This is a genomic window from Ancylobacter sp. 3268 (assembly GCF_031456575.1).
Lineage (GTDB): Bacteria > Pseudomonadota > Alphaproteobacteria > Rhizobiales > Xanthobacteraceae > Ancylobacter.
The window spans coordinates 76935-90765 of sequence record NZ_JAVDUX010000005.1 but is presented as its reverse complement, the minus strand read 5'-3'; the positions used below and the strand labels follow the sequence as shown (position 1 = coordinate 90765).

The following is a 13831-nucleotide window of genomic DNA, read 5'->3' as shown; positions in this document are numbered from 1 at the left end:
CCCTCGCCGCTCGCCCCTTCCGGAAAAGCGCGCGTACGCGTAACCCTTTCCGGTCAGTCCTTCACCGTGCTGGCCCGATACGTATCCGCCTGCCGTGCCGAGCGGCCGACGACGAAGGCAGCCCTCTCGAAGAGCTCACTATAGGTGAAGATGTCTATGTTCCGGGAATCCCTTCTGAAGAGCTCGAAGGTCCGGAATTTGGCCTCCCGCTCCATATCGCTTCCGGAGAAGGCGTTGTCGCTCCCGATAACGAGAATGCACTTGGGGTCAGCGGTGCGATGGCGGATCAGCGCTCCGTCGCGGTCATAGTTCCCCGCGGCGTGGGTCGCCGCCTTGACCAGCCAGTCGGCTTTCTGCTGGAGGATCTGCGAGACCGACTCCATCAGATCCGTGGACAGACGCCACGCCCCAGAGCGTGCCCGGCTTCCGCCGAACAGCGGCGTGCCCGGCTGCTTAACCTCGACCAGCACTGTGAAGTGGGTTGCGCCAAGAAGGAAGTCCACGACAGGTGCGTCCCGCCCCGCGAGGTCCGATGATCCCACTACTGTCTCTTCCTGGAGAATGCCGAGGAACCGATAGTCGAGGCCGAAGCCGAATATCCACTCGTTGTGTCCGAGGAAGTGCTGCCAAGCCTTTTCAGGTTGGTCCGTCCTCACGCCCTCCCTCTCAGCGTAGGCCTTAACCTCTCCGGCGTCATTGAGCATGAGCCGAAACTTCTCCAGCTGCGCCTTACGGTAACCGATGTTGACGATATCGTGCGAAGTGATGAGCCCGCTCCTGACGAGCTCATCCACGATCCTCTGGCCGTCGGGCTGAATGAGCAGCGCTTTAATTTTCTTCGCAAACTCCGGGTCGATGCCGGAGATGCCTCCCTCCACAACGGGAATCCTGGGCTGGTTCAGGCTCGCCAGATCGAGGTCCTTCATCAGTTGCAGGAGTGACGCCAGCTTCTCGAACGAGAAGTGAGTGAGCTGGAATGGCTCGTCCGACAGGAAACGGTCCTCGACCCAGCCCTCGTGCTTGTAGTGCTTGAAGCGCTTAAGCGTTACCGCCGTGATCTCGTTTGATCCGTAGATAAAGGTTAGAGTGAGCTTGATGCGGTTCCTTGATGGAAAAGGCGGGGAGTACTCGACGGTTGTGCTGCCGTCTTCCTCGACGACGTAGTTGAAGAATCGGCCGGCACCGTTCTTGAAGTCTCGCGGGTAGAGATGTTCCACCTTACATCCGCCAACAAAAGTGGACTCGTCAGCTCCGCTCATCAGGTTTCCCCATCCCGACCCCAATATAGCCACGGTACAGCCCGACAGGTTGAACAGCAAACGCTGGCGTTCGGACCACTGTCCTCGCGGCGCGGAACGCGTTTTGCACCTCGCGCACAGGCAAGGCAGCCCACTGGAGCGGGGCGCAGCGAAAGACCGCTTATTGCTTCTCAGCTGCTGCCAAGAGCCATGCCGCGAATGTCTAGTTTTGGGAAGCGAGTTTGGAACTGCAAACGGCCAACTTGGGGGCGCAAAGCCGCCGTCCGCACGGGCGTGCCGAGGTAGCCGCTTCGGGTCAAGGAAGTTTTGCGTATTTCCGGTCATACATCGGCTGTAGGGCATCGGTCGCGGTCGCGTCAGTCTTGGGAATGACCAGACGCTCACATTCACCCACCCGATACCCCGCATATCGATTTGTGCCGGGCCGCTTGCCCGACGACCTACACACCTATGCGGACACGCCGCCGCCCCGCCGCAGGGCGCGTCCGTCCCCCACTCCCGCCCCGATGACCGTCACCGACGACTGGCCGGAATACATTCCGGTGACAGAGGCGGAGATTGCTGTCTTCGAGGCATGGTTCGGGGATATTCTGGACGAGCTGATCCAAGGGGAATGACCGCCTGACACGAAAGGCTCTGCCATGACCGCTCCGCTGCGTGCCGCTTTGTATCTGCGCGTCTCCACAGCCCGGCAAGCCGAGCACGATGTCTCGATCCCCGACCAGCGCCGGCAGGGCGAGGCCTATTGCCAGGCGCGCGGCTATCAGCTGGTCGAGACCTATGTCGAGCCGGGAGCCTCGGCCACCAATGACCGACGGCCCGAATTCCAGCGGATGATCGAGGCGGGGACGCTGAAGCCGGCGCCGTTCGATGTGGTCGTGGTGCACAGCTTCTCGCGCTTCTTCCGCGATCACTTCGAGTTGGAATTCTATGTGAGGAAGCTCGCCCGCAACGGCGTGCGGCTGATGTCGATCACCCAGGAGATGGGCGACGACCCGATGCACGTCATGATGCGGCAGATCATGGCGCTTTTCGACGAGTACCAGTCCAAAGAGAACGCCAAGCACGTCCTGCGGGCCCAGAAGGAGAATGCCCGGCAGGGCTTCTGGAACGGTGCTCGCCCGCCGATCGGCTATCGCGTGGTCGAGGCCGAGCAGCGCGGCGCCAAGGTGAAGAAGAAGCTGGAGATCGACCCGCTTCACGCCGACACGGTGCGACTGATCTTCGATTTGGCCCTGAATGGCGACGGCCGCTCCGGCCCGATGGGCGTGAAGGCCATCGTCAGCCATCTTAACCATAACCGGATCTACACCCGCGAGGGAGGGCGCTGGGGCATTGGGCAGCTTCACCGGGTCCTGACCCGCCGCACCTATATCGGCGAGCACCAGTTCAACAGCCGCTCCAAGAGCAAGCAGAAGAAGCCCGAGAGCGAGGTAGTGGTGGTCGCCGTGCCGCCGCTCATCGACGCCCAGGTCTTCAACGCCGTGCAGGAGCAGCTTCAGGCGCGCAATCCAAAGATCGTCCCGCCGCGCGTCGTGAGCGGCCCGACGCTGCTTACTGGCATCTGCTATTGCGCCCAGTGCGGCGGGGCCATGACCATCCGCACCGGCAAGAGCGGGCGCTACCGCTACTATGCCTGCTCGATCAAGGCACGGCAGGGCGAGACCGGCTGTGCCGGCCGCGCCATTCCGATGGAGACGCTGGACACGCTGGTGGCGAGCCATATCGAGCAGCGCCTCCTTCAGCCCGAGCGGCTGCAGGAAATCCTGGCTTCCATGCTCAATCACCGCCAGGAGCGGCTAGAACGCCGCCGCGAACACATTGCCGAACTAAACAAGCGCGGGACAGAAGCCGATCAGCGGCTTCGCCGGCTTTACGACGCCATCGAATCAGGCGTCGCCGACATCGCCGATCCGGCGCTGAAGGAGCGCATCGACGGACTGAAGGCGATCCGAGACCAAGCGCAGGCCGATGCGGCCCGCGCACAAACGTCGCTAGCCACCTCCGGCGAGGACGTCGTCACGCCCGCCATGGTGACACGCTTCGCCGAAATCGCCCGCAAGCGCATGCGCCTCGAAGGCGGCGGCTACCGGCGCGATCATTTGCGCGCCTTGGCTCAGCGCGTCGAGGTCGGAGCCAAGGAAGTCCGCATCATCGGATCGAAGGGAGACTTGCTCCGAACGCTGGCTGCCGTCTCAGGAGGGAAAACGGCGACTCTAGGCGTGCCCAGTTTGGGACCGAAATGGCGGAGAGGGTGGGATTCGAACCCACGGTACGCTTGCACGCACAACGGTTTTCGAGACCGTCCCGATCGACCACTCCGGCACCTCTCCGCGCACGGGACGCGGTGGGCACCGCGTCGTGGAGCGCAGGCTCAATAACCGAGGAGTCGGCCGGGCACAAGAGCCTGGCCGATCTCCATTGTCGGATCGGTGGATGAGACGGACCTAGCGGCGCGAGGCCGAGCTGCACAGCCAGGCAAGCGCCGCCCCGGCGATGCCGGCGGCGAGGATCAGCGCCACCGGATGCCGGCCGGCGTGGTGGGTCAGTTCCTGCATGCCGCGGCCATAGGCCTGCCGGCCGAGAGTGAGGGCCTCGTCGGCGAGATCAGCCGCGTGCCCGCGCGTGCGCTCGCCGATCGCGACCGCGTCGTCGTAGAGATCGTCGAACTGGGCGGCGGACTGGCGGCGGGCGCCGCCGGCGACGCTGCGCAGCCGCCCGCCGACTTCATCGGCCAGATCGCGGGCCGCACCGGTGATCCGATTCCTGTTCATCTCATCCTCGCTGGTTGAAAAGGCCGACCTTCGCCGGCGCTTCGTTCGGCCGGATAACGCCGCAGCGCGGCGAAGGTTCAGTGACGAGGGCAGGCATGAGGGCAAGCATGAGGGCAAGCATGAGGGCAAGCATGAGGGCAAGCATGAGGCGCCGGCACGCTTCGTGGCGGTCTGACCGGGCCGGAAAACCTTGACTCCGCGCGGCCGAGCCCCTATAGGCGCTGCCTTGGCGCGGAATGGGTTCGCGCCTTATCCGTAGCCGACCGAAAGAAGCCGGTCACGCGCGATGCGCGGAGGCCGGGCTCGAACGAAAGGACATAACATGTTCGCGGTCATCAAGACGGGTGGCAAGCAGTATCGCGTTGCCGCCGACGAGGTCATCACCCTCGGCAAGATCGAAGCCGAAGCCGGCGCCACCGTCACCTTCCCGGTGCTGATGCTCGGCGGCGACGCCCCGAAGGTCGGCGCTCCGCTGGTCGATGGCGCGTCCGTCACCGGCGAGGTGGTCCGCCACACCCGTGGCGACAAGGTCATTGCCTTCAAGAAGCGCCGCCGGCAGAATTCGCGCCGCAAGATCGGCCACCGGCAGGACTTCACCGTGGTCCGCATCACGTCCATCATCGGCGCCTGAGACCGCAGCGAGAGAAGAGGAGAGCACCATGGCTCACAAAAAGGCAGGCGGTTCGTCGCGCAACGGTCGTGATTCGGCCGGTCGTCGTCTCGGCGTGAAGAAGTTCGGTGGCGAAGCCGTCATTTCCGGCAACATCATTCTGCGCCAGCGCGGCACCAAGTGGCATCCCGGCACCAATGTCGGCATGGGCAAGGATCACACCCTTTTCGCCCTCACCGATGGCCGCGTCGAATTCCGCAATAAAGCCAATTCCCGAACCTACGTATCCGTGATTCCGGCCGCCGAGGCCGCCGAATAAAGCCGGTGAGGTTTCTTGAAATCCCACCGGTCTCGCCCGACCGGTAGGATTTCTGGAGCCACCGACAATGCTCCGGGTGCCCGAAGGGGAGGCGAGAAGACCGCCTCCCCTTCGTCGTTCCACGCACCAGGAGCCTGCCATGACCATCGTCGAAGCGACCTTAGGGTCGGCCATTGCCGAGAGCAGTACCCCCGTCCTCGAGACCGGACGCCTGTTCCTGCGCGCCCCGCGAATCGAGGACATGGCCTGGATCGCCGAGCTCGCCGACAACAGGCGGATCGCCGAGATGACGTCCAACATTCCGCATCCCTATGGAATGGCGGACGCCGCGGCGTTCATCGCCAATCTGCCGGTCGGGCCGGATTGCGCGACCTTCGCGGTGTTCATGAAAAATGACGGCTTCAGCCCGCTCGGCCCGGCGATTCCCGTCGGCATGTGCGGCTTCGCTCCGCGCGACGAGGTGGCGCCGGAGATCGGCTACTGGCTGGGCGAGCCCTATTGGGGCTTCGGCTATGCCACCGAGGCGGTGCGGGCGCTGATCGACCATGCCTTCGAGGACCGCAACCTGCCGGCGCTGAACGCGGCGGCGCGGGTGGTCAATCCGTCGTCGAGGCGGGTGCTGGAGAAGTGCGGCTTCCAATGGACGGGTGTCGGGCTCACGCGGGTGCGCGCGATCGGAGCCTCGGTTCCCGTCGATCGGTTCCGTCTCGAAAAGCGGCTCTGGGCGTCGCTGCGCTCCTGGGGCGCCACGGCGTCGCCGACGCGGCACCTGCAAATAAAGCATTGAAGCGCGGCATCGTGCCCGCGATTTGTTATCATCACATCTCTCCCCGCGCCGGCTGCCCGGCGCGGGGAGAGTTTTTCCGAACCGATCCGCCGAGCTGAAACGTCATGAAATTTCTCGACCAGGCCAAGATCTATGTCCGCTCCGGCGATGGCGGCGCGGGCTGCCTGTCGTTCCGGCGGGAGAAGTTCATCGAATTCGGCGGCCCGGACGGCGGCGATGGCGGGCGCGGCGGCGACGTGTGGATCGAATGCGTCGACGGGCTCAACACGCTGATCGACTACCGTTTCCAGCAGCACTTCAAGGCCAAGAAGGGCGGCTACGGCATGGGCAAGAACCGCGCCGGCGGCAAGGGCGACGATGTGGTGCTGAAGGTCCCGGCCGGCACCGAGGTGCTAGACGAGGAGGGCGAGACCGTGATCGCCGATCTCACCGAGGTCGGCCAGAAGGTGCGGCTGCTCAAGGGCGGCAATGGCGGTTTCGGCAACGCGCATTTCCAGACCTCGACCAACCAGGCGCCGCGCCGGGCCAATCCCGGCCAGGAGGGCGAGGAGCGCTGGATCTGGCTGCGGCTGAAGCTGATCGCCGATGCCGGCCTGGTCGGCCTGCCCAATGCCGGCAAGTCGACCTTCCTCGCCGCCACCACCGCCGCCAAGCCGAAGATCGCCGACTATCCCTTCACTACCCTGCATCCCGGCCTGGGCGTGGTGCGGGTGGACGGGCGCGAATTCGTGCTCGCCGACATTCCCGGCCTGATCGAGGGGGCGCATGAGGGCGTGGGCATCGGCGACCGCTTCCTCGCCCATATCGAGCGCTGCCGGGTGCTGCTGCATCTCGTCGACGGCACCTCCGAACATGCCGGCAAGACCTACAAGACGGTGCGCCACGAGCTCGAGGCCTATGGCGCCGGGCTGGAGGACAAGCCGGAGATCGTGGCGCTGTCCAAGGCCGACGCGCTCGATCCCGAGCAGCTGAAGCAGCAGGTGGCCCGCCTGCAGCGCGCTGCGCGCAAGAAGCCGCTGGTGCTCTCCGCCCAGTCGGGCGAGGGGGTCACGCAGGCGCTGCGCGCGCTGGCCTTCGTCATCGACGGCAGCCGCCGCGAGGACGAGGCGCGCGAGGTGCAGGAAACATGGCGACCGTGACGCTCGCTGCTTCGCGGCCCTGAAGCTGCCTGCGGTCGAGACGGCGGGCGGCCTTTGGCCTATAAGCCCGCCGTCCTCTCCGCCGCCTGCCTTCGAGAGCCATCATGTCCACTGATTCGACCGCCGCCTCCGCTTCCGCCGCCAGCCTGACGGCGGTGCCGCAGATCGCTTCCTTCCGCCGCATCGTGGTGAAGGTCGGCTCGGCGCTGCTGGTGGATTCCGCCCGCGGCCAGCTGCGCCATGCCTGGCTGGCCGCGCTGGCGGAAGATGTCGCGGCGCTGCATCGCGACGGCAAGGAGGTGCTGGTGGTGTCCTCCGGCGCCATCGCTCTCGGCCGCAACCTGCTGAAAATGCCCAAGCGCCCCCTGAAGCTGGAGGAGAGCCAGGCGGCGGCGGCCATCGGCCAGATCGCGCTTTCCCGCTCCTGGTCGGAGGCGCTGGCGCATGAGGGCGTCACCGCCGGGCAGATCCTGCTCACGCTGGGCGACACCGAGGAGCGCCGCCGCTATCTCAATGCCCGCTCCACCATCAGCAAGCTCCTGGAGCTGAAGGCAGTGCCGGTGATCAACGAGAACGACACCGTCGCCACCTCGGAGATCCGCTATGGCGACAATGACCGGCTCGCCGCCCGCGTCGCCGGCATGGCGAGCGCCGACCTGCTGATCCTGCTCTCCGACATCGATGGCCTCTACACCGCGCCGCCCAATGACGACCCGGAGGCGCGACTGATCCCGGTGGTGCCGCGCATCAGCGCCGAGATCGAAGCGGTGGCCGGTGGCGCCGGCACCGAATTGTCGCGCGGCGGCATGAAGACCAAGATCGAGGCCGGCAAGATCGCCACCACGGCGGGCGCCCACATGGTGATCGGCTCGGGCAAGGTGAAGAACCCGATCCGCGCCATCGAGCAGGGGGCCCGCTGCACCTGGTTCCTCGCCCCGGCCAACCCGGTGGCGTCGCGCAAGCGCTGGATCGCCGGCTCGCTGGAGCCGCGCGGCGTGCTGCATCTCGACGCCGGCGCGGTGGCGGCGCTCAGGCGCGGCTCGTCGCTGCTGCCGGCGGGGGTGAAGAAGGTCGAGGGCGAGTTCACCCGCGGCGACGCGGTGATCCTGCGCGGCCCCGACGGCGCCGAGATTGGCCGCGGGCTGGTGGCCTATGACCACGACCATGCCGAGCGGATTCGCGGGCGCTCGTCGGACGAGATCGTCGGGATCACGGGGTTCGAGGGGCGGTCGGCGATGGTGCACCGGGATGATTTGGTGCTAGGCGGGGGGTGAGTAAGATATTACTAGATCAAATTTTATCCGTTTGATGGATATCTATCCTCCCATTTTTTAGCATACTTGATGTATTTTTTCCTGTATTCCATGTATTCATGATCATTACTTTCGATAAGTGTGTCCACAATGTAAACCGCATCTAGAAGGCGAATGGCGATTTCCTCTATAGATGCATTTAGTTTTATCTGGTCGACGAAGGGGCCTCTTTGTGTTATTCCGTTGATTGTGTTTACATGAAATCCCTCAGGAGTAGGGTGAGCCGCGTATAAAGACAGCGCGTTGTAGGCGTCTCGAATCCGTTTGGCACTTTTGTTTCCGAGCTGTTCCAATCGCATACGCACCTTTACCGCTCCATACTTTTGTTTTCTTTCTTTTTCTTCCAGAGAGACCCATTCATTTAATGACTCTGAATCTTCGCTCAAGAGAAGCAAGAGGGAGCTCGTCTCGATAACATCCCTGATGAGGGTAAATGAAGCTTGCCAATATCCACATCGTATTAACCGCAGAGTGGCAGCTGAGCTGTTGAAAATTCTAACGCTTAATCGAAGCAAATCAACGTGATTTTTACTAGAGTTATTGTCATATATTATAGATTTATCGATAAAATCGAGAGACAAATTTATAAATTTTATGATCTCCATCGCATGAACGTCAGAGGAAATCATCTTTTCGTGTTCAGCCTCAATCAGATTTTCATCTACTAGATATCTGGATGGTGCGGGCTTATCCATTGTCATAACGTCCTAGAATCCAAGTTATTTGAACATGCAATGGTGGGGATTCTAAATGTCAGTTTACCAGATGCTCCGGAATTAGTAGATGGAATTAGCGCCGATTGGTGGAGTTATGACCTCTCCCCATCGTGACCCCACCACGCTTCCGATCCCCCTATCCTCCCTGGCATGAACCGCCGCACCCTCCTGCTCGCCGCCCCGGCCCTGCTGCTCACCCCACGCCCCGCCCCGGCGCAACCTGCCTCCGCGCCGGTGCCCCCCACATCATCCCCCTTCACCCCCGTCCTCGACTCCGCCGCCGCGCTCGCGCCGCTGCGCACCGTCCATGTCGCGCATAACAACCAGCTCGTTGCCGCCCGCGCCTATAATGGCGTCGGCCTCGACGCCCCCGCCAACATCAAGTCCGCCTCGAAATCGGTGATGTCTGCCCTTGTCGGCATCGCCATCGACAAGGGGGTGCTGGAAAGCCCCGACCAGCCTATCGCGCCGCTGCTGGCGCGCGATCTGCCGGATGATCCCGATCCGCGCCTTGCCAAGGTCACCATCGGCAATTTGCTCTCCATGCAGGCCGGGCTGGCACGTACCTCCGGGCCGAATTACGGGCGCTGGATCGCCTCGCGCAACTGGGTGCGGGCCGCCCTTGCCGAGCCGTTCGAGGAAGACCCCGGTGGCTCCATGCTCTATTCCACCGGCTCGACGCATCTCATCTCCGCCATACTGACGCGCAAGGCCGGCCGCCCGACGCTGGCGCTGGCGCGCGAGTGGCTCGGCCCGGTGGAGGGCTTCGCCATCACCTCGTGGGACCGCGACCCGCAGGGCATCTATTTCGGCGGCAACCAGATGGCGATGCGGCCGTCCTCGCTGCTCGCCTTCGGCGAAATCTACCGGCGCGGCGGCACCACGGCAGATGGCGCCCGCATCGTCTCGCAGGCGTGGATCGACGAGAGCTGGCGCGTGCGCACCCAGTCGCGCTTCACCGGCGACGGCTATGGCTATGGCTGGTTCCGCCGCCGGCTGGGCGGGGCTGATGTCGCCTATGCCTGGGGCTATGGCGGACAGATGCTCTATATCGCCCCCGCGCGCGGCCTCACCCTCGCCATGACCTCGGCCACCGACGCGCCCGCCGGCCGCTCCGGCCATCGCGACGACCTGCATCGCCTGGCGGCGGCGCTGATCGAGGCCGCCGGTACGGGTTGAATCCACGTTCAATCCGCTTGCGGTTGGGCTGGGGTCGAAACCGAAATTATTTCGCCGCTGTTCAATGCGCGCTTAATTCGCGTGCATGCACCGGCGCAAATCTGCTGAAATCGACGTCAGGCGGGCTTGATTCTCCGCCCGTCGCCCCGGCTTGTGCCGGCGGGCGGCGGCGATTCGGCGCCGGCTCCCTTCGTGGCACGCTTCCTGCTCACCCCGTCGCATCCAGTCCGCCACAAGGCGGCGCCAGAGCGAGGACGAGGACGTGACGAAGCAGACTGACCTTCGCAACTCGACGAACCTGACCCTTCTCGCCGCGCGGGGCTTCACGCGGCGCACCCTGCTCAAGGGTGCGCTCGGCGCCGGCGCTGTCGCCGCCTCCGGCCCGTGGCTGGTGAAGGACGCCTTCTCCTCCTCCGGCGAGCTCTCCCTCCTGAACTGGGACGACGAACTGCCCAACCCGGTGATCCCGAACTTCGAGAAGAAGACCGGCATCAAGGTGAAGACCACCCCGTTCTCGCAGAACGAGGAGCAGATCAACAAGCTGCAGGCCACCGCCGGCGAGGGCTTCGACCTGTGCGAGCCCACCCGCGACCGCGCTCCGCAGTTCAAGGAGCTCGACGTCCTCGCGCCGTTCGACACCAACAAGCTGCATCTCGACAACCTGCTGCCCTCGATGCTGGAAGCCTCCACCAGCGTGTGGACCTGGGACGGCAAGCTCTATCACGTGCCGCATTGCTGGGGCTCGGAGGCGATCTCCTGGCGCACCGATCTCGCGCCCGGCCTCACCTATGACAAGCTGAGCTACGGCACGCTGTGGGCGCCGGAGTTCAAGGGCAAGATGCAGGGCCGCCCGCACTCGCTGCTGCTCGGCATCGGCCTGTGGATGGACCACACCGGCAAGCTCCCGTCCAACCGCATGCTGGATGCGTTCAAGGACGAGGAGACGATGAAGAAGATCTACGACGTCATCCTTGCCTATGCGATCGAGAACAAGGCGCAGGTCAAGCAGTTCTGGGATTCCTCGGACAACACCAAGTCCGGCTTCATGGAAAATGGCTGCGTCATCGGCCAGACCTGGGACGGCCCGCCGCTGTCGCTGAAGAAGCAGGGCAAGCCGGTCACCTATATGGCGCCGCAGGAAGGCGCCATCACCTGGGTCGACGGCTGGGCGCTCACCAAGGGCGCCAAGAATATCGACCAGGCCTATGAGTGGCTGAACTACATCCACTCGCCGGAAGTCTCGGCGCAGGTGGCTGACGGTTCGGGCTACAATCCGGTGGTCAAGGGCGCCGACGCCTTCCTCTCCGAGGTCGCCAAGAAGAACTTCTCCGAGGCCTATCCGGGCGACGCGCTCTCCAAGCTGTGGAGCCGTCCGCCGGAGCCGTCGTGGTACGCCGAGCTGCGCACCCAATACGCCGAGAAGTTCAAGGCGGCCTGATCGCGCCGGCACGCTGCCGGAGCCGGCAAGCCGGCTCCGGTCCGTTATTCACCCGGGCCGATCCCTCGGCTCCGGTTCCCGCGCGAGCCGGCGCTTCGCCGCCCGCGCTCCGCCCGTCGACCTGCTCCGCCGTGTGGCGGTCCGTCGAGAACAGACCGGAGACCCTATGGCCGCAGCCGTGGAGCTCGACGGCGTCAATGTGACGTTCGGGGATTTCGTCGCCGTCCGTGACGCCAACCTCACCATCGAAGCCGGGGAGTTCTTCTCCTTTCTCGGCCCGTCCGGCTGCGGCAAGACCACGCTGCTGCGCACCATTTCCGGCTTCATCGAGCCGACGCGCGGGCAGGTGCGCATCGGCGGGGCCGACATGAAGGGCATCGGGCCGAACAAGCGGCCGACCGCCCTGATCTTCCAGAACCTTGCGCTGTTCCCGATGATGACGGTGGCCGAGAATATCGGCTACGGCCTCAGGGTGCGCGGCGTGCCGCGCCACGAGCGCGACGAGAAGGTGAAGAACCTGCTGATCCAGGTGGCGCTCTCCGAGCACGGCCACAAGAAGGTGTCGGAGCTGTCGGGCGGGCAGAAGCAGCGCGTCGCCATCGCCCGGGCGCTGGCGGTGGAGCCGAAGGTGCTGCTGCTCGACGAGCCGCTCTCGGCGCTCGATCTCAAGTTGCGCCAGCACATGCGCGCCGAATTGCGCGCCATCCAGAAGCGGGTCGGCATCACTTTCATCTACATCACCCACGACCAGGGCGAGGCGCTGACCATGTCGGACCGCATCGCGGTGATGAATGCCGGGGTGATCGAGCAGGTCGGGGATGGCCGGGCCGTCTATGCCGAGCCGCGCACGCCGTTCGTTGCCGCCTTCGTCGGCCAGAACAACCAGATCCGCGGGCGCATCACGGCGGTCGAGAACGGGCTGGCGACGCTGGATACCCCGCTCGGCCTGCTCTCCGGCCGCAACCCGGTCGGGCTGAAGACCGGCGAGGAGGCCCTGCTGTTCATTCGTCCGGAGGCGCTGGCCCTGGACGGCAACGGCGCCGGCAACGGCGCCGGCGCGCAGGTGGGATTCGAGGGCGAGGCGCTCGACGTCGCCTATGAGGGCAGCGTGACGCATGTGACGCTGCGGGTGCGCACCGGGCAGAAGATCACCGCCACCATCGGCGGCGGCATGCTGCCGAGCAGCGGGGAGACGCTGCGCATCGGCTTCCGGCCGCAGGATGGGCTGCTGCTCGCCCGTCCGGCGAGCCATTGAGCGGAGGGCGGCATGGGAGCCACCGGCGGCCTCACTCTCGTCTTCGGGCTGCCGCTGGCGGCGGCCCTGTTCTTCTTCGCGCTCTCCGCCTATGAGCGGCGCATGGGGCTGACGACCGGTCTCGGCTTTTTCCAGCGCAACGGCCTCGCGGTCGGGCTCTATCTGGTGCTGGCGGTCGGCTTCTGGGTGTTCTTCGTCATCGTGCTTCCGCAGTTCTCGATGGTGGACATGTCGTTCCGCCCGAAGCTGTCGCCGGCGCAGATGGGCGGGCCGAAGGACGTGTTCACACTGGAGAACTACCGCTACTTCCTATTCGGCTCGACCACCTCGACCTCGAGCTGGAACTGGATCCACCTCAAGGCCTTCGCGCTCACCATCGGCGTGAGCATCGCCATCACCCTGTTCAACCTCGCCCTGTGCTACCCGATCGCCTTCCACATGGCGCAGTCGGCGGGGGCGGCGCGGCTGCGCATCCTGCTGCTGCTGCTCATCATCCCCTATTGGGTGAACGAGATCCTGCGCGCCTTCGCCTTCCGGGTGCTGCTGTCCTCCGGCGGCATCGTCAACAAGCTGCTGCTCGGCTCCGGCCTCATCGCCGAGCCGATCGATTTCCTCGGCGCCGATATCGGCCTCTATATGGGCCTCAGCTACGCCTATCTGCTGATGATGGTGTTCCCGCTCTACAGCGCCATCGAGAGCCTCGACAAGAACCAGATCGAGGCGGCGCGGGACCTCGGCGCGCCCTGGTGGCACATCCATCTCTTCGTGGTGATGCCGCATGCCAAGCCGGGCATCGCCTCGGGCTGCACGCTGGTGTTCATGCTGTGCGCCGGTGCGCTCGCCGCGCCGCTGGTGCTCGCCGGGCCGCGCACGCTGTGGTTCACCCCCATCGTCTATGACCGCTTCTACCAGGCGTTCAACTGGCCGCAGGGCGCGGCCTATGCCTTCATCCTGCTGATTACCTGCGTGGTGTTCGTGCTGGTGGTGCTGAAGATGTTCCGCCTGAGCCTGGGCGAGATCACCCGATGATGGAGATGGTGCG

12 protein-coding genes, 1 tRNA gene and 1 pseudogene are annotated in these 13831 nt (G+C 64.8%); 10 read left to right on the top strand and 4 right to left on the bottom strand.

All coding sequences use genetic code 11. From position 1 onward, the window contains the following. Positions 1-53: 53 nt before the first annotated feature. Positions 54-1259 carry a Shedu immune nuclease family protein gene (locus J2X65_RS08520; RefSeq protein WP_310200257.1) on the bottom strand — a complete coding sequence of 402 codons (1206 nt, stop codon included), beginning with the start codon at positions 1257-1259 and terminating at the stop codon, positions 54-56. A 641-nt stretch (positions 1260-1900) separates the two neighbouring features. Here J2X65_RS08520 and J2X65_RS08515 point away from each other — a divergent pair. Continuing rightward, positions 1901-3532, top strand: a pseudogene (locus tag J2X65_RS08515) (recombinase family protein); the annotation flags it as partial. On the opposite strand, the gene J2X65_RS08510 reads toward J2X65_RS08515, so the two are convergent. Continuing rightward, positions 3503-3592, bottom strand: a tRNA-Ser gene (locus tag J2X65_RS08510). The pseudogene J2X65_RS08515 and the gene J2X65_RS08510 sit on opposite strands and share 30 nt — an antisense overlap. A 114-nt stretch (positions 3593-3706) precedes the next feature. Beyond that, positions 3707-4033, bottom strand: coding sequence for a hypothetical protein (locus tag J2X65_RS08505; RefSeq protein ID WP_310200256.1), 327 nt, complete (start codon positions 4031-4033; stop codon positions 3707-3709). Between the two features lie 322 nt (positions 4034-4355). On the opposite strand from J2X65_RS08505, the gene rplU reads away from it, so the two are divergent. The 5 genes from rplU to proB all read left to right on the top strand — a co-directional run bounded on the left by rplU (position 4356) and on the right by proB (position 8162). Then, a complete protein-coding gene (gene rplU / locus J2X65_RS08500) occupies positions 4356-4664 on the top strand; it encodes a 50S ribosomal protein L21 (protein ID WP_310200255.1) in 309 nt (102 codons plus the stop codon). A gap of 28 nt (positions 4665-4692) precedes the next feature. Continuing rightward, positions 4693-4962 (top strand): 50S ribosomal protein L27, encoded by a 270-nt coding sequence (rpmA, locus tag J2X65_RS08495; RefSeq protein ID WP_310200253.1) that lies wholly within the window; start codon positions 4693-4695, stop codon positions 4960-4962. A gap of 139 nt (positions 4963-5101) precedes the next feature. Next, positions 5102-5749: a GNAT family N-acetyltransferase gene (locus J2X65_RS08490; RefSeq protein WP_310200251.1), complete on the top strand. Its 648-nt coding sequence runs from the start codon at positions 5102-5104 to the stop codon at positions 5747-5749. Positions 5750-5853: 104 nt separating this feature from the next. Continuing rightward, on the top strand, positions 5854-6888 hold the full coding sequence (obgE, locus tag J2X65_RS08485; protein ID WP_310200249.1) for a GTPase ObgE: 1035 nt from the start codon (positions 5854-5856) through the stop codon (positions 6886-6888). Between the two features lie 104 nt (positions 6889-6992). Next, the gene (gene proB / locus J2X65_RS08480; protein ID WP_310200248.1) at positions 6993-8162 is read left to right on the top strand and encodes a glutamate 5-kinase; all 1170 of its coding nucleotides are present in this window, start codon (positions 6993-6995) and stop codon (positions 8160-8162) included. A gap of 23 nt (positions 8163-8185) precedes the next feature. Here the strand turns inward: proB and J2X65_RS08475 are convergent, their stop codons facing one another. Next, the gene (locus J2X65_RS08475) at positions 8186-8896 is read right to left on the bottom strand and encodes a hypothetical protein (RefSeq protein WP_310200246.1); all 711 of its coding nucleotides are present in this window, start codon (positions 8894-8896) and stop codon (positions 8186-8188) included. Positions 8897-9067: 171 nt separating this feature from the next. Here J2X65_RS08475 and J2X65_RS08470 point away from each other — a divergent pair, with 171 nt between their 5' ends. The 4 genes from J2X65_RS08470 (at position 9068) to J2X65_RS08455 (ending at position 13818) form a co-directional block, all read left to right on the top strand. Next, positions 9068-10096 carry a serine hydrolase gene (locus tag J2X65_RS08470; protein ID WP_310200245.1) on the top strand — a complete coding sequence of 343 codons (1029 nt, stop codon included), beginning with the start codon at positions 9068-9070 and terminating at the stop codon, positions 10094-10096. Positions 10097-10358: 262 nt separating this feature from the next. Then, a complete protein-coding gene (locus J2X65_RS08465) occupies positions 10359-11534 on the top strand; it encodes an extracellular solute-binding protein (RefSeq protein ID WP_310200243.1) in 1176 nt (391 codons plus the stop codon). A 166-nt stretch (positions 11535-11700) separates the two neighbouring features. Next, positions 11701-12789, top strand: a complete 1089-nt coding sequence (locus J2X65_RS08460; protein ID WP_310200241.1) for an ABC transporter ATP-binding protein — start codon at positions 11701-11703, stop codon at positions 12787-12789. A 12-nt stretch (positions 12790-12801) separates the two neighbouring features. After that, positions 12802-13818: an ABC transporter permease gene (locus J2X65_RS08455; protein ID WP_310200239.1), complete on the top strand. Its 1017-nt coding sequence runs from the start codon at positions 12802-12804 to the stop codon at positions 13816-13818. Positions 13819-13831: the final 13 nt, after the last annotated feature.